The following is a 23,530-nucleotide window of genomic DNA, read 5'->3' on the forward strand; positions in this document are numbered from 1 at the left end:
CGCTTCGCGTCGTCCCGGCCCCGGCGTGCGCGGGGGACCCTTCCGCAGGACGCTGATGCCATGGGCAATCCGACGCAGTACCCGCACATCGTGGTCCACTCGCCCGCCCTGGACGGCTCCCGCCGGGTCACCGAGGGAGAGGTGACCCTGGGCATCGCCTCCCACCTGGACGACGTCGTGGAGATCCTGCGGCTGGCCGATCTGGACCGGATCGAAGTGGAGGAGAGCGATCTGATCGAGTGGCAGGGCGGGGGCCCGGACGACTGGCCCGGACTCTCCGAGCACGAGTGGTAGCCGTGCCGCGTACGGCAGGGACCGTAGCGGCACTACGCCATCCTCAAATCAACCTCTGAACAGCGCGGACCATGCTTCGGCCACCCCCGCGCGCGGGCATGTCACCAGCAGACGGGGCCCGCCGGCACGGGGGCGGCGGGCCCCCTCGCGGGGGTGAGCCGTGGGCCGTACGACGTCGATTCCACCGGACGCCTGCGCGGTCGCCCTGCTGCGGGGCGGCGACCGCGCCGCGCTGACCGTCGCCGTGCTCGGACTGCATCTGCGCGGCGTGGTCGAGGCCGGCCGGCCCGGCACCCTGCGCAGGGCCGGCGGGCCCGGTGACGCCGGCCCCTTCCGCCACCCGCTGGAGAAGGCGGTCCGCACCGGTCTGTACCGGCCCGCCGGACCGCGGGAGCTGCCCGGCCGGGCGGTGGTACGCCGGGCCCTGGCCCGGATGCGCGCCGAGCTGAGGGCCGCCGGACTGCTGCGGTCGCTGCCGCCCGGGCCCACCCGTGCCGCCCGCCGTGAGCTGGCCGCGCTGCGTGCGCTGCATCCACTGCCGGACGGCCCCGACGGCCTGCCCGACGACCAGGTCCTGCTCACCGTCGCGCTGCACGGCGCGCGGGCTTTGACGGCGCTGGTGCCGGTGTTCGCCCGCGACTCCGGGCTCACCGGCCGCGGCGCCCTCGCCGACGAGGGGCTCTTCCCCTTCGGCCGGGGCGGCGGCCTGCGCGGCATCGCAGGCGACGGGGGGCACGAGGAGCCCCACGGTCCGGGCACCGGCGCCCCCACCCACGACACCGGCCACGGCGGGCACGCCCACGGCGGCGACTTCGGCGGGCACGGCGGCGGCCACGACTACGGCGGCGGCTGCGGAGGCGGCGGCTACGGCTGAGCCCCACCCCCGGCGCCTACGGCGGACACAAAGGCCCGGGCTCAACCTGGCCCGGCCCCCAGCCGCACCGGCGGCGGCCACGGCACGCACCCGCGTGCGGGCCGGAGGTCCGCTGAGCCCCGCGCACGCGGGAGCGGCACGACCAAGGGGCGGACCGTCCTTCCGGACGGTCCGCCCCTTCCGGGTCAGGTGGGTCAGATCTTCAGCGGCTTCACCGACGTCGGCGCGTGGCCGGGCTCGGTGGCCAGTTCCTCGAACTCGGAGATGTCGCTGATGTCCATCGTGCGGCTCATGGAGATGTTGGTGATCCGCTCCAGGATCGCCTCGACGACGACCGGCACCTGGTACTCGGCGGCCAGCTTCTTGGCCTGCTCGAAGGCCGCGCCCAGCTGGCCCGGCTCGGTGACCCGGATGGCCTTGCAGCCCAGCCCCTCGGCGACCTTGACGTGGTCCACGCCGTAGACGCCGATCTCCGGCGTGTTGATGTTCTCGAACTCCAGGTTCACCTGGAAGTTGATGTCGAGGCCGATCTGCGCCTGCCGGATCAGGCCCAGGTAGGCGTTGTTGACCAGCACGTGGACGTAGGGGATCCGGTGCTGCGCGGCGACCGCCAGCTCCTCGATCATGAACTGGAAGTCGTAGTCGCCGGAGAGCGCGACGACCGGGGCGTCCGGGTCGGCCTTGGCGACGCCGATCGCGGCCGGGATGGTCCAGCCGAGCGGGCCGGCCTGACCGCAGTTGATCCAGTGGCGCGGCTTGTAGACGTGCAGCATCTGCGCGCCGGCGATCTGGGACAGGCCGATCGTGGTGACGTACCGGGTGTCCGGGCCGAAGGCCTTGTTCATCTCCTCGTACACGCGCTGCGGTTTCATCGGCACGTTGTCGAAATGCGTACGGCGCAGCAGGGTGGCCTTGCGCTCCTGGGTGGAGGCGACCCACTCGGTACGGTCGGGCAGCCGGCCGTCGGCCTTCAGCTCCCTGGCGACCTCGACGAACAGCTCCAGCGCGGCCTTGGCGTCGGAGACGACCCCGTAGTCCGGCGGGAAGATCTTGCCGATCTGGGTGGGCTCGATGTCGACGTGGACGAACTTGCGGTCGCCGCGGTAGACGTCGAGCTTGTAGCCGGTGTGACGGTTGGCCCAGCGGTTGCCGATGCCGAGGACGCAGTCCGACTCCAGGAAGGTGGCGTTGCCGTACCGGTGCGAGGTCTGGACACCGACCATGCCCGCGTTCAGCTCGTGGTCGTCGGGCAGGGTGCCCCAGCCCATCAGGGTCGGGATCACCGGGGTCCGGGTCAGCTCGGCGAACTCGACCAGCAGATCGGCGGCGTCGGCGCCGATGACGCCGCCGCCGGCGACGATGACCGGGCGCTCGGAGGCCAGCAGGAAGGAGATCGCCTTCTCGATCTGGGCACGGGTCGCGGCCGGCTTGTAGACGGGCAGCGGCTCGTACGTCTCCGGGTCGAACTCGATCTCGGTGAGCTGCACGTCGATCGGCAGGTCGATCAGCACCGGTCCGGGGCGGCCGGAACGCATCAGGTGGAAGGCCTGCTGGAAGACGCCCGGGACCTGTGCGGCCTCCAGGACGGTCACCGCCATCTTGGTGACCGGCTTGGCGATCGAGGCGATGTCGACGGCCTGGAAGTCCTCCTTGTGGATCACGTGGGTGGGCGCCTGCCCCGTGATGCACAGGATCGGGATGGAGTCGCCGATGGCGGAGTAGAGGCCGGTGATCATGTCCGTGCCGGCCGGGCCGGACGTGCCGATGCAGACACCGATGTTGCCCGGCCGGGTCCGGGTGTAGCCCTCGGCCATGTGCGAGGCACCCTCGACGTGACGGGCGAGGGTGTGGTTGATGCCGCCGCCCTCCTCGAGGGCTTTGTAGAACGGGTTGATCGCCGCGCCCGGCACACCGAAGGCGTCGGAGACGCCCTCGCGCTTGAGGATCTCAACTGCCGCGCGGGCAGCGGTCATACGGGCCATCGAGTACTCCTGCTTCGGCTGTCGGATGCGTACTCCCGTCGCGCCCCGCGGTGAGCACAGTCTCCAGATTGGCAATCTTCCGCATTACGGAATTCAACTTCTACTATCTGGAAGCAATGTAAGGGGGTCGGCGAATCGCGTCAAGAGACGCCGGGACACGGCAAGCACCGGACAAGGGGGGTGCGGGAGGAGGACGATGGGTTCGCCGTCGCCCGACGGCCGTTCCGACGCGACGCCTTGGAGTGGGCCATGCCCGAGAGCGTGCCGGTGCGCTGTCCCGCCTGCCGGCGCGCGCACCTCTACACCGCGCCGGCCTACCCGTGTGCGTGCGGCGCGCCCACCGCCCCGCGGCTCGATCCGGCCACCGAACCGGCCGTCTCGGCGCACCGCGCCTGGGACGACGAGTGGCTCACCGTGCCGTGCGCCGTCTGCGGGCGCCGCAACCAGTGGCCCCGGCCGGAACTGGGCTGCCCGTGCGGCACGGTGCTGCGGGTCCCGGTGACGGCTGCGCCCGAGACGTCCGCCGGGCCCCTGACGGAGACGGCACCCGGGGCGCGGGGCGCGCCGGGGCAGGCCCCGGCCGGGCCGGATGCCGGGGAGGCCGCCGCCGCGCGGCGGCCCGCGTTCCAGCCCCGCGCCATTCGCACCGCCCGTGACGCCGTCACCGCCGCCGCGCTGTATCTGCGCTGGCTCGGCTACCGGGGCATCCGCCGCGCCGACCAGCGGCCGCCGAACGGCATCGGGCTCGCCGCCCGTGGCCTGCTCGCCCAGGTGGACCCGACCGTGCGGCCGGCCGCGCTGCGGGACGTGGAGTGCCTGTGGCTGACCGCGACGACGGAATCGGCGGACTGCGTCTACTTCTCCCTGGCCGTCTACACCGACGAGGCCCGGACCCGCGCCACCTCGCTCGGCGTCCCGCTGTTCGTCCTGGACCTCGCCGGAGACCCTCAGCCGATGAACGACCCGGCCGAGGCGCTGCACGGCGAAGGGGCCCCGGCCCCGGGGGGCGGAGCGCGGGACCGGCGCACCTGACACCGTGGGGCGGCGCACCACCGGATACCGTCCGCGGACGGCGCCCGTCCGGAACACCGACGGGTCCCGGGCCGAGTACGCCGCCGACAGCGCGCTCCGACGACCGGGACCCGTCCTCGAGCAATCAGCGCATGCTCGATTCCCGCTGGGTCACACCTGGAACTTCTCCCGCAGTTCGACCTTCCGCACCTTTCCGGACACCGTCATCGGGAAGGAGTCGAGGATCCGGAGCCTGCTCGGGATCTTGTAGTGGGCGAGCCGGCCCTCGCAGAAGGCGCGCACCTCCTCCAGCGTGGGCGGGTCGGCCGGGTCGTGCGGGATGACGCAGGCGAGCACCTCCTCGCCGTACCTCTCGTGCGGCACGCCGACGACCTGGACGTCCCTGATCTTGGCGTGCGCGTAGAGGAACTCCTCGATCTCGCGCGGGTAGATGTTCTCGCCGCCCCGGATGATCATGTCCTTGATGCGGCCGACGATCTCGACGTAGCCGTCCTCACGCATCGTCGCGAGGTCGCCCGTGTGCATCCAGCGGCCGGCGTCGACGGCCTCGGCGGTCTTCTCCGGCTCGTTCCAGTAGCCGAGCATCACGCTGTACCCGCGGGTGCACAGCTCGCCGGCCGTGCCCCGGGGCTGCGTCACGCCGGTGGCCGGGTCGACGACCTTGACCTCCAGGTGCGGCAGGACGCGGCCGACGGTCCCGGTGCGGTGTTCCAGGTCGTCGTCGATGCGCGTCTGGAGCGACACCGGTGAGGTCTCGGTCATGCCGTAGCAGATGGAGACCTCCTCCATGTGCATCTCGGCGACCACCCGCTTCATCACCTCCACCGGACAGGGCGAGCCCGCCATGATGCCGGTGCGCAGGGTGGAGAGGTCGTAGGAGGCGAAGTCCGCGAGGTTCAGTTCGGCGATGAACATCGTCGGGACGCCGTACAGGGACGTGCAGCGTTCCCGCTGCACCGCCTCCAGGGTGGCCCTCGGTTCGAAGGACGGGGCCGGGATCACCATGCAGGCGCCGTGCGAGGTGGCGGCCAGGTTCCCCATGACCATGCCGAAGCAGTGGTAGAAGGGCACCGGGATGCAGATCCGGTCCTGCTCGGAGTAGGAGATCGACTCTCCTACGAAGTAGCCGTTGTTGAGGATGTTGTGGTGGGAGAGGGTGGCGCCCTTCGGGAAGCCGGTCGTGCCCGAGGTGTACTGGATGTTGATGGGGTCGTCGCAGGACAACGACGCCTCGCGGTCCCGCACTTCGTCGCGCGGGGTGTCCGAACCGCGTGCGGTGAACGCCTCCCAGCCCGGGTCCCCGATGTAGACGGTCTCCGTCAGCCGGGGGCATCGGCCGCGGACCTCCTCGACCATCGCCCGGTAGTCGCTCGACTTGTGGCTGAGGGAGGCGAACAGCAGGGAGATCCCCGCCTGGTTGAGGACGAACTCCACCTCGTGGGTGCGGTAGGCCGGGTTGATGTTGACCATGACGGCGCCGACGCGTGCGGTGGCGTACTGCACGAGCACCCACTCGGCGCAGTTGACCGCCCAGATGCCCACCCGGTCGCCCTTGGCGATCCCGCTCGCGAGCAGCGCGCACGCCAGCCGGTCGACGTCGGCGGCGAACGCGGCGTACGTCCAGCGCCGGCCGGTGGGGACGTCGACCAGGGCCTCCCGGTCGGGCCACGCGGCCACCGCCCGGTCCAGGTTGGCACCGATGGTGTCGCCGAGCAGGGCGGTGGTTCCCGTCCCGTGGGTGTACGACAGCTGTGCGGTCACCGGAAGTCCTCCTCGCGGTACTCGTCGGCCGAGCCGGCGGCCGTGGCCTCGCGCAGCTCGATCCGGCGGATCTTGCCGGAGACGGTCTTCGGCAGCGCGCCGAACTCCAGCCGGCGGATGCGCTTGTAGGGGGCGAGGACCTGGCGGGAGTGCTCGAAGACGACCTTCGCGGTGTCGGGTCCGGGCTCCCAGCCCTCGGCGAGGACGACGTACGCCTTGGGGACGGCGAGCCGCAGGTCGTCCGGCGCGGGCACGACGGCCGCCTCGGCCACCGCCTCGTGCTCCAGCAGCACGCTCTCCAGCTCGAACGGGCTGATCTTGTAGTCGGAGGCCTTGAAGACGTCGTCGGCGCGGCCGATGTAGGTCAGGTAGCCGTCCTCGTCGCGGGAGGCGATGTCGCCGGTGCGGTAGTAGCCGCCCGCCATGGCCTCGGCCGTGCGGTCGGGGTCGCCGTGGTAGCCGGTCATCAGGCCGACCGGGCTCTCGGAGAGGTCCAGCGAGATCTCGCCCTCGGTGGCGCCGGGGGCGCCGGAGACCGGGTCGAGGAGCTCGACCCGGTAACCGGGGCTGGGCCGGCCCATCGAGCCGGTCTTGAGCACCTGGCCGGGGCTGTTGGAGACCTGGACGGCGGTCTCGGTCTGCCCGAAGCCGTCCCGGACGGTGAGGCCCCAGGCCCGCCTGACCTGCTCGATCACCTCGGGGTTCAGCGGCTCGCCGGCGGCCACCACCTCGCGGGGCGGGGTACGCAGCTGGCCGAGGTCCGCCTGGATGAGCATGCGCCACACCGTCGGCGGGGCGCAGAAGGTGGTCACCCCGGCCCGGTCCATCTCGGCCATCAGCCGGGCCGCGTCGAACCGGGTGTAGTTGTGGATGAAGACGGTCGCCTCCGCGTTCCACGGGGCGAACAGGTTGGACCAGGCGTGCTTGGCCCAGCCCGGCGAGGAGATGTTCAGGTGGACGTCGCCGGGCTTCAGGCCGATCCAGTACATGGTGGCCAGGTGCCCGACGGGGTACGAGGTGTGGGTGTGCTCGACCAGCTTGGGGCGGGCGGTGGTCCCCGAGGTGAAGTAGAGCATCAGCGGGTCGTCGGCCAGGGTGGGGCCGTCGGGGAGGAACTCGGCGGGTGCCGCGTAGGCGTCCTCGTACGGCTCCCAGCCCTCCTCCGGCAGGCCGCCGACGGAGATCCGCGTGTAGGCGCCGGGCACGTCGTCGAACTTGGCGGTGTCCCCGGCCCGCGCGATCACGTGCTTCACCCGGCCCCGCTCGACACGGTCGCGCAGGTCGGCCGGGCCGAGCAGCGGGGTGGCGGGGATGACGACGGCACGCAGCTTCATCGCGGCCAGCGCGGTCTCCCACAGCTCGGCCTGGTTGCCGAGCATGACGAGGATGCGGTCCTCGGCGGCGACGCCCCGCTCGCGCAGCCAGTGCGCGACCCGGTTGGAGCGCTCGGCCATCTCCGCGAAGGACAGCCGGGTCTCGGCGCCGTCCTCCTCGACGATGTGCAGGGCGGTCCGGTCGTTGCCCTCGGCGATCACGTCGAACCAGTCCAGCGCCCAGTTGAAATGCTCCGGCCGCGGCCAGGCGAACCCGTCGTAGGCGGCTGTGTAGTCCTCGCGGTGCTCCAGCAGGAAGTCCCGGGCGCCCCTGAAGGCCTCGGTCGCCGTCGTCATCTGCGTCCTCCATGCTTTCCGGTCGTTCACCCCCGGGCGCCGGTGCCCCGGGGGCCACTCCCCTGTTCCGGACCATTGCCGGGCGGCTCTCTGGCATCGTCTAATCCGTGATGCAGGTCTCACTACCCCCGAACGGGGGTGTGGGAAGCCGAAAGGGCGAACAGGTGACGGCGGAGGTGACGGGAGTGGTGGAGATCGGCGGCGCCCCGGCCCGGCTGCGGCGCGCGACCGGGCTCCCGGTGGCCTTCGGCGGGCTGGTCGAGCCCGGCCGGCCGCGGATACGCATCACCGAGCTCAGCGGTACGACCACGGCCGCCCTGCGCTCCCTCGCGGTGACCTCGGGCAACGGGCTCGGCGGCAAGGCGGTGGCGCTGGCCCGGCCGTGCGCGGTGACGGACTACTCCAGCTCCCGGCAGATCAGTCACGAGTACGACGCACCGGTGGCCGCCGAGGGCCTCCACTCGGTGCTGGCGGTGCCGGTCGTCGTACGGCGGCGGGTGCGCGGGGTGCTGTACGGCGCGCTGCGCTCGCCCCAGCCCCTGGGGGACCGGGTGCTGGGCGCGGCGATGGCGGTGGCCCGGGACATGGAGCAGGCGTTGGTGGTGCGGGACGAGGCGCGGGGGCTGCTGGCGGCGGTCCGGCCGGAGCCCGGCGGCACGGAGCGGGGCGCGGCCTGGGAGCAGGTGCGTGAGGCCCACGCGGCACTGCGGGCGCTGGCGCCGCGGATCGCCGACCCGGAGCTGCGGGCGGAACTGCTGGCGGCGTGCGGACTGCTGACCGCGTCGCGGCCGGCCGAAGGCGCGAGCCTGGCGCCACGCGAACTGGACGTGCTCTCCTGGGTGGCGGCGGGTGCCACCAACACGGCCGTGGCCGAGCGGCTCGGGTTGCGCCCGGAGACGGTCAAGGGCTACCTGCGCTCGGCGATGCGGAAGCTGGGCACGCACACCCGAGGGGAGGCGGTGACGGCGGCCCGCAGAGCGGGGCTGCTGCCGTAGACGAACCGGACGGGCCCGGTGAGGAAACCTTTTCATTCATGCGGTGACGCTTTGAATTTACCTATGCTTTGACCGTTTGTTATTTCCCTCACCACGGCTTCCGTCCGAATTTCAAGGATCGTTGCCTAGAATTTGGCCCGGACACGACACGAGGGGAGCGGTGACCGTGCGACGGGACTTCCAGGAGCCTGCCAGGTGCCGCCCCGACCTGGTCATCGGCCGCGACGAGCTGTTCACCGGCGCCCGGGACCAACTCGCCTCGGGCGGCAGCGTGCTGCTGCACGGCCCCGCCGGAATTGGCAAATCCACCGTCCTGCGGGCATTGGCCGAGGAATACGCCACCACCGCGCGCACCGTCCTTCGCTGCTCGGCGACCGAGTCCGAATCGCACCTGCCCTTCCTCGCCCTCGCCGACCTCCTCGGTCTGGTCCTGGACGACGTCGCCCCCCGGCTGCCCGCCGCCCAGCGCACCGCCCTGGAGTCGGCGCTCACCGGCCGCGGCGAGTCCAGCCTCCAGCGCGACGGGCTCGCCCTGCGCCTCGCGGTGCTCTCCGCGCTGCGCGCCCTGGCCGCCGAGGGCCCGGTGCTGCTCGTCGCCGACGATCTGCAGTGGCTCGACCCGGCCAGCGCCGAACTGCTCGGCTTCGCCGCGCGGCGCCTCGAGGGCACCCCGGTGCAACTGCTGTGCGCGGTGCGGACGGAGGGCCAGGAGAGCCAGGAGTACGACCGCCATCTGCGCGCCTGCCCGCCGGGCACGCTGGCCGTCCGGCTCGGCCCGCTCTCCCGCGCCCAGGTCGCGCAGCTGCTCGACCACCGCGGCCACGGCGGCCTGCCCCGCTCCACGGTCCGCGAGATCCACCGCACCAGCGGCGGCAACCCGCTGTTCGCCCTGGAACTCGGCCGCGCGCTCGCCGAGAGCAGCACCCCGCCGCGGCCGGGCGAACCGCTGCCCGTGCCCACCTCGCTGCGCGCCCTGGTGCTCAGCCGCCTGGACATGCTCTCCGTGGAGGCCCGCCGCACCCTGCTGGTGGCCAGCGCGGGTGCCCGCCCCACCCCGGCACTGCTGCACGCCGCCGGCCGGGAGAACGCCGAGGCCGAATGCGCCCAGGCCGCCGAACTCGGGCTGCTGGCCACCGAGCCGGACGCGCCCGCCGTACGGTTCGCGCACCCGCTGATATCCGCCGCGCTCTACGCGGAGGCGCCCGCCCACGAGCGGCGGGCCGCCCACGCGGCGCTGTCCACCGCCGCCTCCGACCCGATCGAGCGGGCCCGGCACCTGGCCCTGGCCACCACCGGCACCGATCCGCTGGTGGCCGCCCGGCTGGCCGAGGCCGCCGCGCTCGCCCGCGACCGGGGGGCGCCCTCGGTCGCCGCCCAGCTCGGGCTGCTGGCCGCCCGGCACACGCCCGCCGACGGCACGCCGACCCAGGAGGAGCGCCGGCTGCAGGCCGCCGAGGACGCGATCACCGCGGGCGAGGTGGACCTGGCCCGCGACATCGCCCGGGAGGTGCTGTCCCGGGCGAGCGTGCCCGCCGACCGGGTGCGGGCCTGGATGATCGTCATCGACACCGCCGGCCACACCATGGCGGAGGTCGACGCCGTCTTCCCGCAGGCCCTCGCCGACGCCGGCGACGACCCCCGGCTGCTGGCGCTGGTCCACTACCAGCTGGCCTGGCGGGCGCTGATCGTGGAGGGCGACTTCACCGAGGCACGGGAGGCGGCCGCGCACGCCGCCGAACTGGCCGCACGGGGCGCGGACCGGCGCACCGAACTGCTCTCCCTCGCCTTCCAGGCGCAGACCGAGACCCTGATGGGCCACCCGGAGGCGCCCCGCACCATCAAACGGGCCCTGACGGAGCCCCAGGACCCCCGGGTGGCCTGGCACCACAACGGCGCGGGCAGCGCCCGGTTCCGCTGGCTCGTCATGGGCGACCAGCTCGCCGAGGCCCGGACCACGGTCACCGCGCTGCTGCGGGAGGTGCGCCGGCGCGGCTCGGTGGAGAGCGAGGTGCACTTCCTGCGCGGGCTCGCCGAGACCGAGCTGCGCGCCGGGCACTGCGGCCGGGCGCTGGAGCTCGCCCGCGAGAGCCTGCGGCTCGCCCGGGACTCCGGGATCGGCGAGACCGCCTCGGCGATGCTCACCTCGCTGGCGGAGGCCTCCGGCGGGGACGTGGACCGGGCGCTGGCCCTCGCCCGGGAGGCGGTGGAGCACGCCGAGGAGGACGGCGACCAGATGTACCTCTCCCGTGCCCTGGGCGCCCTCGGGCACGCCCAGTTGGTGGCCGGGGACCCGGCGGGCACGGTCCGCTCGCTGCGCCGGGTGCGCAGCCTGGAACTGGGCCTCGGCATCACCGATCCGGCCCGCGGCCGCTGGCAGGGCGACCTCGCCGAGGCGCTGGTCCGCATCGGTGAGCCGGCCGAGGCGCAGAACGTCATCGACGTGAGCCGGGAGCACGCGCTGCGCCTCCACCGGGCGAGTGTCCTCGCGGTCCTCGACCGGGCCGAGGCCCTGGTGCGGGCCGCCCGGGGCGACTTGGAGGCCGCCGTGGCCCAGCTGACGTCCGCTCAGTCGCGGCTGGCCGAGCTCGGCTACGGTCTGGAGGAGGCGCGGGCCGCGTTCGCCCTGGCCCGGCTGCCGGGCCGGGGCCCGAAGACCGCGGCCTTCGAGGAGGCCACCCGGATGTTCCGCCGCTGCCGGGCGCTGCCCTGGTTGCGCCAGGTGGAGGAGTCCCTGACCGCCCCCGAGCCGGCGCCCGCGCTCGCCGTGCCGGACGCGCTGGACGCGCTGGACATCCTCGCGGCGATGGAGCGTCAGGTCGCCGCCCTGGTCATGGAGGGTGCCACCAACCGGGAGATCGCGGCGCGGCTGTTCATCAGCGTGAAGACGGTGGAGGCCACCCTGACCCGGGTGTACCGCAAGCTGGGGATCCGCTCGCGCGTCGACATCGTCCGATTGGCGGCAGGTCGACGGGCGCACTGAGCAGCGCTCTTGTTAACTGATCCGGACCGAGGGTTTTCCCTCACCCCACCCCCTAGGGGGTTCCCTCATTGGGAGCCGAGGGTCCGGGTCCTAGCGTAAAGGGCGTGCCGCTCGCCCGGGCATATGGGGGTCGGTCCCGCGACCCCCATGCACAACCCACACCCGCGCGACCCCCCACCGGTGCAACCCCCACTGAGGAGACTCATGTTCGGGCTCAGACGTGCGAGACAGACCGCCGCGGTCATCGCGGCCACCGCCGCCGCGGCGGCGACCGGGATGCTCGCCTCCCCCATCGCGAGCGCCGCCCCTCAGCCCATCGTCGGCGGCACGACCACCACGACGACCGCGTACCCGTTCATGATGCAGATCACGGACGCGTCCCAGAACCAGTTCTGCGGCGGCACCCTCGTGGCGCCCAAGAAGGTCGTGACGGCGGCGCACTGCATGGTCGGCGAGACCACCGGCAGCGTCCGCGTGGTCGGCGGCCGGACCTATCTGAGCGGCACCAACGGCACGGTGAGCCGTGTCAGCAAGATCTGGATCAACCCGGACTACACGGACGCCACCAACGGCGACGACGTGGCCGTGCTGACCCTCTCGACGTCGATGCCGTACACCGCGGCGAAGTACGTCAGCTCTTCCCAGACGAGCGTGTACGCGGCCGGCAGCACGGCCCGCATCCTCGGCTGGGGCACCACTTCGGAGAACGGCAGCTCCTCCAACCAGCTGCGGACCGCGACCGTCCCGATCGTGTCCGACTCCAGCTGCCGTTCCTCCTACGGCTCGGACTTCGTACAGTCCGACATGGTGTGCGCCGGATACACGTCCGGCGGCGTAGACACCTGCCAGGGCGACAGCGGCGGTCCCCTGCTCATCGGGGGCGCCCTGGCAGGGATCACTTCCTGGGGCGAGGGGTGCGCGGAGGCGGGTTACCCGGGTGTGTACACCCGGCTGACCACCTTCTCGGACCTGGTGACCACGCAGGTCAACTCGTGACCCGGAAGACTTCCCGAGCATCCCTCGGGTGATTGCCAGGGGGGCGTTGCGGGCCACCACGAGCGGCCCGCAACGCCCCCCTATCCATGTCCGGCTCCGTGTCCGGCCTCCCGGCCGGATCAGGACCGGGCGACCTCCCCGAACCGGACGTCGTGCGCGCCGCCCGGGTCGAGGACCCGCAGCATCCGCTCCCCCTCCGCGGCCACCGCCGCGCGCTGGGCCCTGGTCGGCTCGGTGAGGAACTCGACGACGAGGGCGTCGCCGTCCGGCTTCCACAGCCCGGCGAGGAAGCCGTCGACCAGAAGGGTCCGGTAGGCCTGGTTGCCCTGCCAGTTCCGGCCGTGCAGCGCGGGCGGTACGACGCGGGCGCGGTCGGCGTGGGACAGCAGGAGGTTGTCGAACTCGGGCAGGAAGCGCGGCGGTGCGGGGGTGTCCGGGTCCGGCCGCGGGGCGTCGGGCAGGTCGAAGAGCTCGACGCCGTTCTCGTCGCGGAAGGTGAGCAGCCGCGGGCGCAGCCGCTCGAAGGCGTCCCGCAGACGGGTGAGTCCGGCCCAGGTCTGCATGTCCTTGACGGAGGCCGGGCCGAAGGCCGCGAGGTAGCGCAGGACCACGGACTCCGTGGCCGGCGCGGGCCGGGCGGGGCGGCCCAGCCAGTGCTCGGCGGTGGTGAGGGCGACCTGGCCGCTCCCGCCCCACAGACCGCGCGGGGTGACCTGGACGAGCGGCAGCGTGCAGCGGGCGGCGACGGCCAGGGCCCGCGGGTCGGCGTCCGGCCACTCGGCGCCGAGCGCCCGCCGCAGCCCGGCCATGGTCCGCGGCTCCGCCTCCACCAGCTCACGGGCCAGCGCGGCCAGCCGGCCGAGGTCGACGCCGTCGAGTCCGGCGCGGAAGTGACCGAGTTCGCGGTCGCGGGCCGGCTGCACGAGGGGCCGCAGGTCGAGGCAGTCGTCGGCGGTGTGGGTGTGGATGGTGGAGCGCAGGGTGACGATCCGGGCCACCTCACGGCGGGCCATCAGGTCGGACAACAGCTCCGGTTCGAAGCCGTCGAGGCGGGCCGCGAGGGCGACGTAGGGGGGCTTGACGTTCTGCGCCTGGAGGCCGAGCAGATGCCGTACGGCGTCCTGGGCGGGCAGCGGGGAGCGGCGCAGCAGGAGCTGCCGGTCGAGGGTGGCACGGTTCAGGGCCCGGACGTCCAGCACGGGAGCGGCCGCCGCGCCGCCGCGCACCGCGCGCCTCCTCGTACCGCTCGTCGTCCCGCCGCCGGTCGTCCCGCCGCTGTTCGTCATGGACGCACGCTAACGCCCGTCGCGGACAACTTCTGTCCGCGATTTCCCTCGGACGGCACGGCCACGCGGGCACCCGGCCGGGGATCCCGGGGTGGCTATCCTTCTCGTACCCCGCCGCGTGATCACGCCGTACGCAGGTTCGACGGAGAGGCAGCCGATGGCCGACCGACCAGGTGGCAGGAACGGCGGCCGCAAGTCGGTCTGGCGCCGGGCCCAGACGCCGCCCGTGCCCGCCGCCGGGACACCCGCGCCCCATCCTGCGGAGCCGGCCGGCGCGACCGGCGTCGTCCAGGCGGCGCTCTACCGCGACGGCGTCCGCGTCTCCTCCCCCGCCACCCTCGCCGAGACCTACCGCGAGCTGCGCGAGGAGTCCCCGGGCATGGCGTGGATCGGCCTCGCCCGCCCGACGGCGACCCAACTGCACTCCCTGGCGGCCGAGTTCGGGCTGCATCCGCTGGCGGTCGAGGACGCCATGGAGGCACACCAGCGCCCCAAGCTGGAGCGGTACGGCGACACGCTCTTCGTGGTCCTGCGGGCCGCCCGTTACCTCGACGCGCCCGAAGAGGTCGACTTCGGCGAGCTGCACGTGTTCGTCGGCCCGGACTTCGTGCTGACGGTCCGGCACGGTGCGGCACCCGACCTGTCGGCGGTCCGCCGCCGTATGGAGGACTCCCCCGAGCTGCTGGGACTCGGCCCCGAGGCGGTGCTGTACGCGATCCTGGACGCGGTGGTCGACGGCTACGCGCCGGTGGTGGCCGGCGTCCAGAACGACATCGACGAGATCGAGACCGAGGTGTTCCGCGGCGACCCCGCGGTCTCCCGCCGCATCTACGAACTGTCGCGGGAGATGGTCGAGTTCCAGCGTGCCACGCGCCCGCTCGTGGGCATGCTGCACGGCCTGATGGCCGGCTTCGCCAAGTACGAGACCGACGAGGAGCTCCAGCGCTACCTGCGGGACGTCGCCGACCACGTCACCCACATCAGCGAGCGTGTCGACGGCTTCCGCCAGGCCCTCACCGAGATCCTGACGGTCAACGCGACCCTGGTCACCCAGCAGCAGAACGCGGAGATGCGGGCACTGGCGGAGGCGGGGTTCGAGCAGAACGAGGAGGTCAAGAAGATCTCCTCGTGGGCGGCCATCCTCTTCGCGCCCACGCTCGTCGGCACCATCTACGGCATGAACTTCACGCACATGCCCGAGCTGGGCTGGACCTTCGGGTATCCGTTCGCGATCGGGCTGATGGGGGTCGTCTGCGTCAGCCTGTACGTGATCTTCAAGCACCGGGACTGGCTGTAGGGGAGGACCCGGACCGGGACGGGCCGTCGTCGCGTCCTGCCGCCGCCCGCCCCATCGTCAGGGCCAGCCGTCGCACCCGGCGCCAGTCCATGCGGGGCGCGACCGGCGGCACCCCGGGACGGTGCCGCGGCACCCGTACGCGCAGCGCGCCGGGTACGAGACGGCAGTGCACCGGGGTGGGCAGCGACAGCGCCTCGCCGTCGACCCCGACCGGGACGGCCGGGGCGTCGGCCTCGATGACGACCTCCCGGGCGGTCATGGAGGTCAGACCGCGGCTGTGCTCACCCCGCAGCAGCAGATCCGTCGCCTCCGCCGCGCTGCCGACCTCGACGGCCAGCACCCCGAGCCGGCCGGAGTCCAGCCGGTCCCGGCGCCCGAGTCCCGCCGTGTCGTCCGTGCGGTAGGGGTTGTTGCTCACCAGCACGGCCTGCGGATCCGTCAGGGTCCGCCCCCCGACGCGGACGGTCAGCCGGGCGCCGCTGTGGTGGGTCAGCAGGTCCGGCAGCATCTCCAGGGTGGTGCGGGCCTTGTCCTCGCGGTAGGCGGGGCTCTGCACCACGGCCGCGTACACCCCGAACGAGGCGTTGTTGACGAAGACGCGCTCCTCCCCGGACCGCGCGGACCCGGCTCCCGCCCGGATCCGGCCGAGGTCGACGCGCAGTTCGACCCCGTCGGTCAGCGCGTCCAGGCAGGCCGACGGGTCCTGCCGGTCCAGGCCCAGGTCCATGGCGAAGTGGTTCCGGGTGCCGGCGCTGATCACCAGGAACGGGACGTCGTGCTCGGCGGCCACACCGGCCACCAGGGCCTGGGTGCCGTCGCCGCCCGCGACGCCGAGCAGGTCCGCTCCGTCGGCGACGGCCCGCCGCGCCAGCTCGGCCACGTCCTGGTGGTGCGCCGGGTCGAGTACGACGACCTCCGCGCCCAGGGCCCGGGCGCGCTCCACGAGGCGGAACTTCTCCACCTTCCCGCCCCCGGACCGCGGATTCATGATCAGGAAGGGCCGCCGGAGCCGGCCCGCCGGATGCTCCGCCATGTGCCGGGACGTGCCGTCGGCGAGTGCCGCCCGGCCCGCGGTGACGGCCAGCGCCCACAGGCCGAGCGAGACCAGTACCACCCACAGCAGCCCGGCGAGCGCGTACAGCGCGAGGACGGCGAGCGGCGCGCCGAGCGCGAGCAGCGCGCCCAGCGCCCGTACCCACCGGGTGCGGGTCACCACCCACCAGCCGCCGACCGCCGTGAGCACCAGGCCGGCCGCTCCCACCAGGACCAGGAACACGCTGCCGAACCCGGCGAAGACCAGCAGCACCGCCAGTGCCGCCGCGCCCGCCAGGAGGGCCAGACGCGCGGTCCAGCGCCTGTTCATGGCAGCACCTCCCGTCCCGGCCCGGCCCGGCCTCCCGGTTCCGAGGGCGTCGGGATCCCTCCCAGGCTACGAGGAGGCACCGCGCGGGGCACCTCCGGGGCGTCCGGCCGGTCCCCGGTGGTGTCCGGGAATGCCCACGCCGTCCGCGGTGTCGTTCCCGAGGGGATCAAGGACCTACGAGCAGTCAAGGAGCCGTGATGAGTGAGGCGTTGGTGCTGGGCGGCGGCGGGGTGGGCGGTATCGCCTGGATGACCGGGCTGCTGGCGGGGCTCGCCGATGCCGGGCGGGACGTGAGCGGGGCGGGCCTGCTCGTCGGGACCTCCGCCGGTTCCGCGGTGGCGGCGCAGCTGGGGAGCGGGCTGGGCCTGGAGGAGCTGTACGCCCGGCAGGTGGACCCCGCGCTGCAGTCCGCCGAGATCGCGGCGGAGATGGATCTGGAGAAGTTCGCCGCGGAGATCGGCGCCGCCGCCGAGTCGGCCGCCTCCACGGCGGATCTGCGGCGCGCGGTCGGCCGGGCGGCGCTCGCCGCGCCGACGGTCTCCGAGCGGGAGCGGCACGCGGTGATCGCGTCCCGGCTGCCGGCCCACGGATGGCCGGAGCGGGCGGTGAAGATCGTCGCGGTGGACGCCGGCAGCGGTGAGCCGCGCGTCTTCGACCGGGACTCCGGAGTGCCGCTGGTGGACGCCGTCGCGGCGAGCTGCGCCGTGCCGGGCGTGTGGCCCCCGGTGACGATCGGTGAACACCGGTACATGGACGGCGGGGTACGGTCCATCGCCAACGTCGACCTGGCCACCGGTGCCGACCGGGTGCTGGTGCTCGTGCCGCTCGGCACCACGGAGCCGTTCCCCAGCGACCAGCCGTTGGAGCGGTGCGTCGGAGAACTGCGCGCCCGGGGCGCCGAGGTGCGGCTCATCGCCCCCGACGAGGCATCACTGGCGGCGATCGGCGACAACGCCCTGGACCCCGCCACCCGCCGCCCGGCAGCGAAGGCGGGCCGCGCCCAGGGCCGGAGCCTGGAGCTGGGGTGGGGTCAGGACTGAACGAGCCGGCGCCCCGAGGCCCCACGGCGACCGGTGCGCCCATCCCTGACGGCCCCCGTGCCGACCGCCCATTAATGCCACCAGCCGGTGCCCGACCGATGCGCGCGGCGCCGGGAGGCGTGACCGGTCACGGAGGGGACCCGGGTCAATGCGCCGCCAGTGCCGCCAGTACCTCGTCGTCGGTGAGTTGGCCGAAGTCCTCGTACCACTGGCCGACGGCGGAGAAGCCCGTCGGGCGGTGCGGGCAGAGGATGGTGTCGGCCTCGGCGGCGAGCAGTTCGACGGAGTCGGGGGCGCCGACGGGCACCGCCAGGACGAGCCGGGCCGGCCGGCGGCGCCGGAGGTGGCGCAGGGCCGCGCGGGCGGTGGCACCGGTGGCCAGGCCGTCGTCGACGACGATCACCGTGCGGCCGGCCAGCTCGGGGACCGGCCGGTCACCCCGGTAACGCCGTTCGCGGCGGCGCAGTTCGCGCCGTTCGCGCTCGACCACGGGGGCCATCGACTTCTCGGTCAGGCCCAACTGGTCCAGGGTGTCCGCGTCGAAGAGCGGCGGGTCGTCACCGGCGAGCGCGCCGACGGCGAACTCCTCGTGGTGCGGGGCACCGATCTTGCGGACGACGAGTACGTCCAGCGGGGCGTCGAGAGCCCGGGCGACGGGCTCGGCCACGGCGATGCCCCCGCGCGGCAGGGCGAGCACCACGGGATCGGTCAGCTCTCCCCGCGCCTGCGCGTCGGCCAGCAGCCCGGCGAGTTCCCGGCCGGCTTCGGCGCGGTCCCGGAAGCGCATGTCGTCCTCCTCCGCGGAGCCCCTGCCTCCATGGTGCTACGGCGACGAGGTGTACCGCGGATCACACCCCGGAATTCGCACACATGCTCTATACACTGAGTGTATAGTCCCCGCATGCCTCTTTCGACCGACGGGATCCCGACCGGTGTCCCGACCACGTCCTCGACGCCCGCGCCTCCGCCCAGGAAGATGCGCGAACGGCGCCGCGGGTTGCGTCCGGCGGCGCTCCTTTCGGCCGCGGCCTGCCTCGCGCTGGCGCTGTCCGGCTGCGCCCAGGTCGACACCACCGCACCGAGCACCGCGCGCGCCGAGGCGGCCCACGGGGCGCCGGGCAGGCTCGGGACCGTCGACTGCCGCCAGGCCAAGTGCATCGCGCTCACCTTCGACGCGGGCCCCAGCGAGAACTCGCCGGCGCTGCTCGACATCCTCAAGGAGAAGAAGGTCCCGGCGACCTTCTTCCTGCTCGGCAAGCGGCACATCGAGAAGTACCCGGAGCTGGTCAAGCGGATGGCCGCCGAGGGCCACGAGGTCGCGAGCCACACCTGGGACCACAAGATCCTCACCCGGATATCCGACGCGCAGATACGGGCGGAGCTGAAGCGGCCCAACGACGAGATCGAGCGGCTCACCGGCCGCAAGCCGACGCTGATGCGCCCGCCTCAGGGCCGTACCGACGCCGACGTGCACGAGATCTGCAAGGAGCTGGGCCTGGCGGAGGTGCTGTGGAGCGTGACCGCCAAGGACTACACGACCGAGGACTCGGACCTCATCACCCAGCGGGTCCTCGACCAGGCGTCACGGGACGGGATCATCCTGCTGCACGACATCTACAAGGGCACCGTGCCCGCGGTGCCTGGCATCATCGACGCCCTCAAGGAGCGCGGCTACGTCTTCGTGACGGTCCCTCAGCTGCTCGCGCCCGGCAAGCCCGAGCCGGGCAAGGTGTACCGGCCCTGAGGCCGGGGGCGGGGGCGGCGGAGCGAGCGGATGCCTGCCGGGCAGCGCACGCCTGCCGTGCAGGGCCGGGCCACCTGGCCGAGCACCTCCGGGTCGCCCCGGTCCGGTCCGGGGTGAGGATCGGGCGCCCAGGCACCCTTCTTCGCCCGCCTGACGGCGTCTGCCCAGCGGCGGCGGTCCCGGGTGGCGGCGGCTGTCGCCCCACCACAGGATCCACGGCACCACGAGCACGGGGAGGTATCCGGCCAGGATCCCGTAGGAGCCGTCCAGCCAGGCGAGTGCGACGCCCGCCACGGTGAGCAGCCAGGAGACCGCGATCGCCGGCACGAGGTACGCGGAGGCGGTCAGGGCGGCGCCCGCACGCACGGGATCGTTCAAGAGGCCCTCGCCGACGAGCCGCTGCGGAAGGAGGTCGACACGCTCGTCGTCCGGCGCCTGCCAGGACAGCCCGTGGTCGCCGGCAGTGGCGCGGTGCGTACGACCGCGTCGGCGAACGCGGCCTCGACGTCGTCCTGCGGCCGGAGGGCAGCCGGGTCCAGGCCCGCAGGTAGGCGATCGCGTAGGCGCCGGCCACGGGCTCCGCCCGGCGCGCGACGGCGACGGCGGCCACCCGGCGGGCCGCACGGCCGCTGTCGAGGGCGCCCGAGACCAACAGGGCGGCGGTCACGGCCAGTACGACGAAGCCGATCCGCTCCACCGGTGGCCCCCTCGGAGATGTCCGACCGACGGGCGGCATGCCCGGACCCGCCCGCCGGAACGCCGATCTCCGTATGCCGGGCGCGTTCCCGGAGCCTTTCGGACACGCCGTTCGGCGGCGGGCCGGACGCTCCCGCGGCGGACGGCCGTTGGGCCGGTCAGGTGAGCCGGGGACGAACGCGCTGGTGGACGCCGCCGATTCCCTACGATCGTGCCGTGCCCACCTTTTCCTTCGAACGCACGCCCCCGCTCGCCCCCGAGGAGGCGTGGCGCAGGCTGACGGAATGGCCCCGCCACGCCGACGTGGTCCCGCTGACCAGCATCGAGGTGCTCACCGCGCCGCCGACCCACGAGGGCACGCGTTTCGTGGCCCGTTCGGGCGTCGGACCGGTGACCGTCGACGACGTCATGGAGGTGACGGTCTGGCGCCCCCCGGTGGGCGGCGAGCCCGGCCTGTGCCGGCTGGAGAAGCGCGGCCGGGTCGTCCTGGGCTGGGCGGAGATCGAGGTCCGGCCGGGGCCGGGAGGCCGCAGCCGGGTGGTGTGGCGGGAGGAAGTGCGCATCCGCCTCCTGCCCCGACTCTTCGACGGCGTCCTGGACCGGACGGCCCGCGTCATGTTCGGCCGCGCGGCGGACCAGCTGCTCGGGAAGGCCTGAACGACGCCTCTCAGGCGACCGAGCCGATGCGCCGCGCCGGCCGGGCCGCCGTGTCGTGGTGGATCGGGGTGTGCGCGCCCGTCAGGGACACCCCGCTGCCGCCCCGGCGGTGGGCGACGATCTCCGCGCCGATGGACAGGGCCGTCTCCTCGGGCGTACGGGCGCCGAGGTCGAGGCCGATCGGGGAGCGCAGGCGGGCCAGTTCCAGCTCGGTGACGCCGACTTCGCGCAGCCGCTCGTTGCGGTCGAGGTGGGTGCGGCGGGAGCCCATCGCACCGACGTAGGCGACGGGCAGCCGGAGGGCCAGTTCGAGCAGGGGGACGTCGAACTTGGCGTCGTGGGTGAGGACGCAGAGGACCGTACGGGCGTCGGTCTCGGTGCGCTCCAGGTACCGGTGCGGCCACTCGACGACGATCTCGTCGGCCTCCGGGAAGCGGACACGGGTGGCGAACACCGGTCGGGCGTCGCACACCGTGACGTGGTAGCCGAGGAACTTGCCGACCCGGACCAGCGCGGACGCGAAGTCGATCGCACCGAAGACGATCATGCGGGGCGCGGGCACGGAGGACTCGACCAGGACGGTGAGCGGGGACCCGCAGCGCGAGCCCTGCTCGCCGATCTCCAGGGTGCCGGTGCGCCCCGCGTCCAGGAAGGCGCCGGCCTCGGCCGCGACCGTGCGGTCCAGTTCGGGGTGGCCGCCGAAGCCGCCGTCCGTGGAGCCGCCGGGACGGACGAGGAGGGCCCGGCCCCGCAGCTGTGCCGGTCCCTCCACGATCCGCGCGACCGCCGCCGCCTCCCCACTCGCGGCGGCGGCCAGCGCGGCCGCGAGCACCGGCCGGGCGGGACCGTCCGCCCGGACCGGCACGACGAGGATGTCGATGATGCCGCCGCAGGTCAGGCCGACGGCAAAGGCGTCCTCGTCGCTGTAGCCGAAGCGCTCCAGGACGGTCTCCCCGTCCTCCAGCGCCTGCCGGCACAGCTCGTACACGGCGCCCTCCACGCACCCGCCGGAGACCGACCCGATCGCCGTGCCGTCGGCGTCCACCGCGAGGGCGGCGCCGGGCTGACGCGGGGCGCTGCCGCCGACGGCCACCACGGTGGCGACGGCGAAGTCACGGCCCTGCTCGACCCACCGGTTGAGCTCCTCGGCGATGTCCAGCATCTGTCGGTCTCCTAACGGGGTTGCGCGGAAGGGCTTTCGGCGCGGCGGCTAGTGCACGCCGAGCCAGCCCTCGATCGGATGAAGGGCGAAGTAGACCAGGAAGATCACGGCCAGCCCCCACATGAAGGCGCCGATCTCGCGGGCCTTGCCCTGGCCGGTCTTGATGGCGACGTAGGAGATGACGCCCGCGGCGACACCGGAGGTGATGGTGTACGTGAACGGCATCAGGACGACCGTCAGGAAGACCGGGACGGCGGTCGCGCGGTCGGCCCAGTCCACGTGCCGGGCGTTCATCAGCATCATGGCGCCGATGACCACCAGGGCCGCGGAGGCGACCTCCTGGGGGACGATCGCGGTCACGGGGGTGAAGAACAGACAGGCCGCGAAGAACAGGCCGGTGACGACGGAGGCCAGGCCCGTGCGGGCGCCCTCGCCGACGCCGGTCGCCGACTCGATGAACACCGTCTGGCCGGAGCCGCCCGCCACACCGCCGATCGCACCGCCGGCGCCGTCGATGAACAGCGCCTTGGACAGGCCGGGCATCCGGCCCTTGTCGTCGGCGAGCCCGGCCTCCGTGCCGACGCCGATGATGGTGGCCATCGCGTCGAAGAAGCCGGCCAGGACGAGGGTGAAGACGATCATGCCGATCGTCATCGCGCCGACCTTCTCCCAGCCGCCGAACTCCACGTGGCCGAAGAGCGAGAAGTCGGGCATCGAGACCGCGGTGCCGTGCAGTTCGGGGGCGCCGTTGGCCCACTGCTTCGGGTCGATGACGCCGAGACCGTTGAGCACGGCGGCGACGATCGTGCCGGAGACGATGCCGATGAGGATGGCGCCGGGGATGTTCCGGGCCTGGAGCATGAAGATCAGCAACAGCGTGCCGGCGAAGAGCAGCACCGGCCAGCCGGCGAGTTCACCGGCGGGGCCGAGGGTGACCGGGGTGGCCTTGCCCTGGTGCACGAAGCCGGACTTGTAGAAGCCGATGAGCGCGATGAACAGGCCGATGCCCATGGTGATGCCGTGCTTGAGCGCCAGCGGGATCGCGTTCATGATCATCTCGCGCAGGCCGGTGACGACCAGCAGCATGATGACCACGCCGTACATCACGCACATGCCCATGGCCTGCGGCCAGGTCATGTTGGGGGCCACCTGCGAGGAGAGCACGCCGGAGACGGACAGGCCGGCCGCGAGCGCGAGCGGCACCTTGCCGACGAAGCCCATCAGCAGCGTGGTGAAGGCCGCCGCGAACGCGGTCGCGGTGATCAGCGCCTTCTGGCCGAGCGTGTCCCCCGCCGCGTCCTTGCCGGACAGGATGAGGGGGTTGAGCAGGAGGATGTACGCCATCGCCATGAAGGTGGTGATGCCGCCGCGCACCTCACGCGCGACTGTGGATCCTCTTCCGGATATGTGGAAGTACCTGTCGAGCCAGGACCGTCCGGCCGGGATGCGACTGCCGTCGCCGGCGTCTTCGGACGCGGTCCTGGGCTCCACTGACTGCTGGGTCATGGTGCCATCTCCCAAGGTTCACAGGGGCACCCGTGCAACCGCCCTGACGGTCACGGGATTTGGGAATGGACGGCCCGGGGGACGGCCCGAGACGAACGAATTTCCTGGTGCTTCGAGGACCGCGAGCGGTGCGGAACTCAAAGGGGTTCCTCCGGGCGGCGCGGCGGAGTGTGTGACGTTCCCTCACACCGCCCG

The 23,530-nt window shown here is 73.3% G+C and carries 18 protein-coding genes; 10 read left to right on the plus strand and 8 right to left on the minus strand.

From position 1 onward, the window contains the following. Positions 1 to 60: 60 nt before the first annotated feature. Together BLW57_RS09670 and BLW57_RS09675 are read left to right on the plus strand one after the other, a co-directional pair. Positions 61 to 294: a hypothetical protein gene (locus BLW57_RS09670; RefSeq protein WP_073897192.1), complete on the plus strand. Its 234-nt coding sequence runs from the start codon at positions 61 to 63 to the stop codon at positions 292 to 294. Between the two features lie 160 nt (positions 295 to 454). Then, positions 455 to 1,168: a TIGR04222 domain-containing membrane protein gene (locus BLW57_RS09675; RefSeq protein ID WP_093473712.1), complete on the plus strand. Its 714-nt coding sequence runs from the start codon at positions 455 to 457 to the stop codon at positions 1,166 to 1,168. Between the two features lie 194 nt (positions 1,169 to 1,362). Here the strand turns inward: BLW57_RS09675 and gcl are convergent, their stop codons facing one another. Next, positions 1,363 to 3,150: a glyoxylate carboligase gene (gene gcl / locus BLW57_RS09680; RefSeq protein WP_093473714.1), complete on the minus strand. Its 1,788-nt coding sequence runs from the start codon at positions 3,148 to 3,150 to the stop codon at positions 1,363 to 1,365. A 249-nt stretch (positions 3,151 to 3,399) separates the two neighbouring features. Here gcl and BLW57_RS09685 point away from each other — a divergent pair, with 249 nt between their 5' ends. Further along, entirely contained in the window at positions 3,400 to 4,182 is a 783-nt protein-coding gene (locus BLW57_RS09685; RefSeq protein WP_093480625.1) for a hypothetical protein, read from the plus strand. Between the two features lie 150 nt (positions 4,183 to 4,332). Here BLW57_RS09685 and BLW57_RS09690 read toward each other — a convergent pair whose 3' ends face one another. Together BLW57_RS09690 and BLW57_RS09695 are read right to left on the minus strand one after the other, a co-directional pair. Continuing rightward, complete coding sequence (locus BLW57_RS09690; protein ID WP_093473716.1) at positions 4,333 to 5,943, minus strand: AMP-binding protein; 1,611 nt, start codon at positions 5,941 to 5,943, stop codon at positions 4,333 to 4,335. Further along, positions 5,940 to 7,613, minus strand: a complete 1,674-nt coding sequence (locus tag BLW57_RS09695; protein WP_093473718.1) for an AMP-binding protein — start codon at positions 7,611 to 7,613, stop codon at positions 5,940 to 5,942. Before BLW57_RS09695 ends, BLW57_RS09690 begins: the two co-directional genes overlap by 4 nt. 110 nt (positions 7,614 to 7,723) lie before the next feature. Here BLW57_RS09695 and BLW57_RS09700 point away from each other — a divergent pair, with 110 nt between their 5' ends. The 3 genes from BLW57_RS09700 to BLW57_RS09710 all read left to right on the plus strand — a co-directional run bounded on the left by BLW57_RS09700 (position 7,724) and on the right by BLW57_RS09710 (position 12,584). Continuing rightward, complete coding sequence (locus BLW57_RS09700) at positions 7,724 to 8,608, plus strand: response regulator transcription factor (RefSeq protein ID WP_371127853.1); 885 nt, start codon at positions 7,724 to 7,726, stop codon at positions 8,606 to 8,608. A gap of 160 nt (positions 8,609 to 8,768) precedes the next feature. Beyond that, positions 8,769 to 11,588: an ATP-binding protein gene (locus BLW57_RS09705; protein WP_176985525.1), complete on the plus strand. Its 2,820-nt coding sequence runs from the start codon at positions 8,769 to 8,771 to the stop codon at positions 11,586 to 11,588. A gap of 204 nt (positions 11,589 to 11,792) precedes the next feature. Continuing rightward, complete coding sequence (locus tag BLW57_RS09710; protein ID WP_093473722.1) at positions 11,793 to 12,584, plus strand: S1 family peptidase; 792 nt, start codon at positions 11,793 to 11,795, stop codon at positions 12,582 to 12,584. 119 nt (positions 12,585 to 12,703) lie between these two features. On the opposite strand, the gene BLW57_RS09715 is transcribed toward BLW57_RS09710, so the two are convergent. Next, positions 12,704 to 13,870, minus strand: coding sequence for a winged helix DNA-binding domain-containing protein (locus BLW57_RS09715; RefSeq protein WP_093473723.1), 1,167 nt, complete (start codon positions 13,868 to 13,870; stop codon positions 12,704 to 12,706). A 157-nt stretch (positions 13,871 to 14,027) separates the two neighbouring features. Between BLW57_RS09715 and BLW57_RS09720 the strand changes: the two genes are divergently transcribed. After that, a complete protein-coding gene (locus tag BLW57_RS09720) occupies positions 14,028 to 15,167 on the plus strand; it encodes a magnesium and cobalt transport protein CorA (RefSeq protein WP_093473725.1) in 1,140 nt (379 codons plus the stop codon). Here BLW57_RS09720 and BLW57_RS09725 read toward each other — a convergent pair. Continuing rightward, entirely contained in the window at positions 15,145 to 16,530 is a 1,386-nt protein-coding gene (locus BLW57_RS09725; RefSeq protein WP_093473727.1) for a diacylglycerol/lipid kinase family protein, read from the minus strand. The genes BLW57_RS09720 and BLW57_RS09725 overlap by 23 nt on opposite strands. Positions 16,531 to 16,727: 197 nt before the next feature. On the opposite strand from BLW57_RS09725, the gene BLW57_RS09730 reads away from it, so the two are divergent. Continuing rightward, positions 16,728 to 17,570: a patatin-like phospholipase family protein gene (locus tag BLW57_RS09730; RefSeq protein ID WP_093473729.1), complete on the plus strand. Its 843-nt coding sequence runs from the start codon at positions 16,728 to 16,730 to the stop codon at positions 17,568 to 17,570. Between the two features lie 145 nt (positions 17,571 to 17,715). Here BLW57_RS09730 and BLW57_RS09735 read toward each other — a convergent pair whose 3' ends face one another. Further along, a complete protein-coding gene (locus BLW57_RS09735; protein WP_093473731.1) occupies positions 17,716 to 18,357 on the minus strand; it encodes a phosphoribosyltransferase in 642 nt (213 codons plus the stop codon). Positions 18,358 to 18,546: 189 nt separating this feature from the next. On the opposite strand from BLW57_RS09735, the gene BLW57_RS09740 reads away from it, so the two are divergent. Both BLW57_RS09740 and BLW57_RS09745 read left to right on the plus strand, forming a co-directional pair. Further along, positions 18,547 to 19,314: a polysaccharide deacetylase family protein gene (locus BLW57_RS09740; RefSeq protein ID WP_256339809.1), complete on the plus strand. Its 768-nt coding sequence runs from the start codon at positions 18,547 to 18,549 to the stop codon at positions 19,312 to 19,314. Between the two features lie 912 nt (positions 19,315 to 20,226). Next, positions 20,227 to 20,667: an SRPBCC family protein gene (locus tag BLW57_RS09745; protein WP_093473734.1), complete on the plus strand. Its 441-nt coding sequence runs from the start codon at positions 20,227 to 20,229 to the stop codon at positions 20,665 to 20,667. 10 nt (positions 20,668 to 20,677) lie between these two features. Here BLW57_RS09745 and BLW57_RS09750 read toward each other — a convergent pair whose 3' ends face one another. Together BLW57_RS09750 and BLW57_RS09755 are read right to left on the minus strand one after the other, a co-directional pair. Then, positions 20,678 to 21,829 (minus strand): XdhC family protein, encoded by a 1,152-nt coding sequence (locus BLW57_RS09750; RefSeq protein ID WP_093473736.1) that lies wholly within the window; start codon positions 21,827 to 21,829, stop codon positions 20,678 to 20,680. 48 nt (positions 21,830 to 21,877) lie between these two features. Further along, a complete protein-coding gene (locus tag BLW57_RS09755) occupies positions 21,878 to 23,335 on the minus strand; it encodes an NCS2 family permease (protein ID WP_093473737.1) in 1,458 nt (485 codons plus the stop codon). Positions 23,336 to 23,530: the final 195 nt, after the last annotated feature.

This window comes from Streptomyces sp. 1222.5 (genome assembly GCF_900105245.1).
Taxonomy (GTDB): domain Bacteria; phylum Actinomycetota; class Actinomycetes; order Streptomycetales; family Streptomycetaceae; genus Streptomyces; species Streptomyces albidocamelliae.